Origin of the sequence: Halobacteriovorax sp., from assembly GCF_041587335.1 — a bacterium.
GTDB lineage: Bacteria > Bdellovibrionota > Bacteriovoracia > Bacteriovoracales > Bacteriovoracaceae > Halobacteriovorax.
Genome location: NZ_JBFGYP010000226.1, coordinates 1 through 2,988, shown reverse-complemented (window position 1 = coordinate 2,988; position 2,988 = coordinate 1). Strand labels below are relative to the sequence as shown.

Sequence of the window (2,988 nt, the reverse complement as noted above, 5' to 3'; positions counted from 1 at the left end):
TTCGACTATTGCAATGACTTTGATAGTACTTATCTTTTCTGAAATCCTACCCAAATCAATTGCAGCAAAGAACCCCGGTCAGCTTGGTTACTTCGTTGCCCTTCCTTTATATTTAATACATAAAGTTTCAACTCCAATTCATTTTATCTACGAAAGAACAATTGATCCATTAGTCAGGCTAATTGCAGGCAAGCAAAGTGAGACTGCTCAAGCAAGTACTGCTGAAGCCATCATGAAGCTTGCAGAAGGGTTGAAGATAAGAAAAAGTGACGGAACACCTATTCCAATTATTGGATCTGCTGCAGCCGCTGCCTCATTAGTTGCTGAGGACATACTTATCTCAAGAGCTGAGATATTTGGTTTAGAAATTCATGTATCTATCAAAGAGGCAGAAAAGTTACTCGGAGAATCTCGCTACACTAGGGCCATCGTTTATGATGAGTCTCTTGACTCTGTTATTGGGATTGTTCACTTGAAAGATTTAGTTCGCGCCAATAACTCCTTAGACACCCAAGAGGTGAAATCAATTGAAGACCTTATAAAGCCAGTGCTTTTTGTTCCTGGAAAAATGCCTATCCTCTCAGTTCTTCCAAGAATGCAAAAAGGACTAATTCACACAGCAATAATTCAAGATGCTTTTGGTGTAACTAAAGGGATGCTGACTCAAGAAGACATTCTAGAGGAAATAGTTGGTGAAATAAGAGATGAATTTGATACGGCAGAATTAAAGAGGATAAAAAAGATTTCACCTACAAACTATCAAGTCCTAGGAAACTTATCCCTACATGACTTTAACAAAGAAACAGGCTGGAGCTTACCAGGAGAGAGAGGAGAAAGTATTAGCGAGCTATTATATATTGAACTCGGAAGAGCTCCTAAAAAGGATGATTCCATTGTTTTTGAAAACTATGCTCTAAAAGTTCTAGATATGTCAGGTAAAAGACTTGCACGCATAGAAATTATCAAGACATAAGCACAGGCGATGGTATTTCTATATGCCATCGCACCTATTTTCCAATACATAACAATTTAAAGAATTCTTTAAAGAAAGAGAATATTTTTCCGATATAGCTTAAGCAGAGTAACCTCTAAAAATAAGAAGATAATGATCCATTTACACAAGTCAAAATTAAGCGCTAATGAATTAATCTGGAATGGATTAATATTTTTGGCCGTCTTTGTAACTGCACTTGAGGCTCCATTTAGCTTTACTTACAAGACAAATATTCAAATTTGGCAATTGTGGTCAGACTCTATTATCTCTTTAATCTTTATAGCAGACGTTATCTATCAGATAAGAGAGCGCTACTTCAAAACTCATCGCCATGGCCAGAAGGCCAAGAGTAATAGTGCACTTTGGTGGTCAATGATTGCTATAGATATTATGGCCTCTGTTCCTTATGATGTAATCACTTATAGTTTTGATCTTCATGGTTATCAAATATTTGGTCTATTTAGACTCTTAAGACTTGCTCGTGTGGCAAGACTTTACGCTTTAATGAGTAACCTTGCCCTAGTTCCAAAGTTTGTAAGAGTTACGATGCTATTTTGTGTCTCTATCATGGTCATTCACTGGATTGCATGTGGTTGGTCAATGATTCATCCTGATCAATTGAAAAATATCACTACTCACTATATAAAATCACTCTACTGGACAGTGACTACTCTTACCACCATTGGGTATGGAGATATTACTCCAACCACAACAATTGGTAGACTCTACACAATGCCAATAATGATCTTAGGTGTTGGTGTTTACGGTTTTGTTATTGCCAATGTCACTCGACTCTTTACTACGGCAGACCGCTATAAAGAGAAGTCTAAAGAAAGACTCAATGACGTTGCAACATTTATGAAATACTATAATATTCCAGACAGACTCCAAGGTCAGGTTTTTGGTTACTACAACCACTTGATCAATAAAAGGCTGACTGAGAATGATACAACAATTATTGCAGACCTACCTCTAGCGCTTCAACATGAGCTTCAGACATATATGAATATGAGACTCATAAGAACTGTCCCACTTTTTAAGAACTGCTCACACTCATGCTTGAAAGATGTAGCAAGTGCTCTTGAGCAAAAGTCCTACTCTCCTGGAAAAAATATCATTCGAATAGGAGAATCAGGAAATGAGATGTTTATGATTGGTCATGGAACTGTAGATATAATCTTCAGTGACGGAACAGTCGTAGCAACATTACATGAAGGTCAAATCTTTGGAGAAGCCGCTCTACTTAAAGAAACAATGAGAAATGCTGATGTTAGAGCACAAAACTACTGTGATCTCTATATTTTAAAGAAAGAAGACTTCACTAAAATTATTGAGAAGCACCCTGATTTACTTGAAAGTATGCAACAAATTACATCTAGGCGTTCGACAGATAGACGAAAAGCAGCATAAATCCTCAATCTAACACTATATGACTAACAATGTTCCCTTAGAGACGCTATAATGAAGTGCGTTTTAAAGGAGATCAAATGTTAAACACACAAATTGCTAACGATGTTATAGCTTACGGAATTTCTCTAGGTGCAGACTTTGCAGAAATTTTTGTAGAAAAGCATAATTCAACTAATTTAAGTGTCTTAAGTTCAAAAGTTCATGAAATCAAGTCTGGTATAGACTTTGGAATTGGAATAAGACTCATATATGGAACTAAGGTTCTCTATGGATATACAAATAAAACAGATAAAGAGGAACTTCTCAGAATTACAAGGGCCTTAGCTGCTCAGGACAAGAGAGATCCTACTGCAACAAGTACTGCTCTTAACTTTATGAAGACTGTAGATAATCACCGTGCTTCTAAAGGTCTTTCTCAAGATGAAATAAGCATGGATGAGAAAATTCAATACCTTCTAAAAATTGATGCTGCCGCTAGAAAGCAATCAGATAAAATCTCTCAGGTCACTTGTGGAGTTCTACAAAGACTTCAAGACATTGAAATATTCAACTCTGAAGGCCTTCACGTTACTGATACAAGAAAC

The 2,988-nt window shown here is 36.6% G+C and carries 3 protein-coding genes; all 3 read left to right on the top strand.

What is annotated here, in order from left to right; genetic code table 11:
• Positions 1 to 973: hemolysin family protein (locus ABX784_RS16640; protein WP_372656187.1), on the top strand; the 973-nt coding region annotated here is incomplete at its 5' end.
• A 132-nt stretch (positions 974 to 1,105) separates the two neighbouring features.
• A complete protein-coding gene (locus ABX784_RS16635) occupies positions 1,106 to 2,404 on the top strand; it encodes an ion transporter (RefSeq protein WP_372656186.1) in 1,299 nt (432 codons plus the stop codon).
• A 77-nt stretch (positions 2,405 to 2,481) separates the two neighbouring features.
• Positions 2,482 to 2,988: PmbA/TldA family metallopeptidase (locus ABX784_RS16630; RefSeq protein ID WP_372656185.1), on the top strand; the 507-nt coding region annotated here is incomplete at its 3' end.

Bases quoted from the DNA above. Each gene is read 5' to 3' on its own strand.
- ABX784_RS16635 (WP_372656186.1), top strand. From the start codon at position 1,106: ATGATCCATTTACACAAGTCAAAATTAAGCGCTAATGAATTAATCTGG.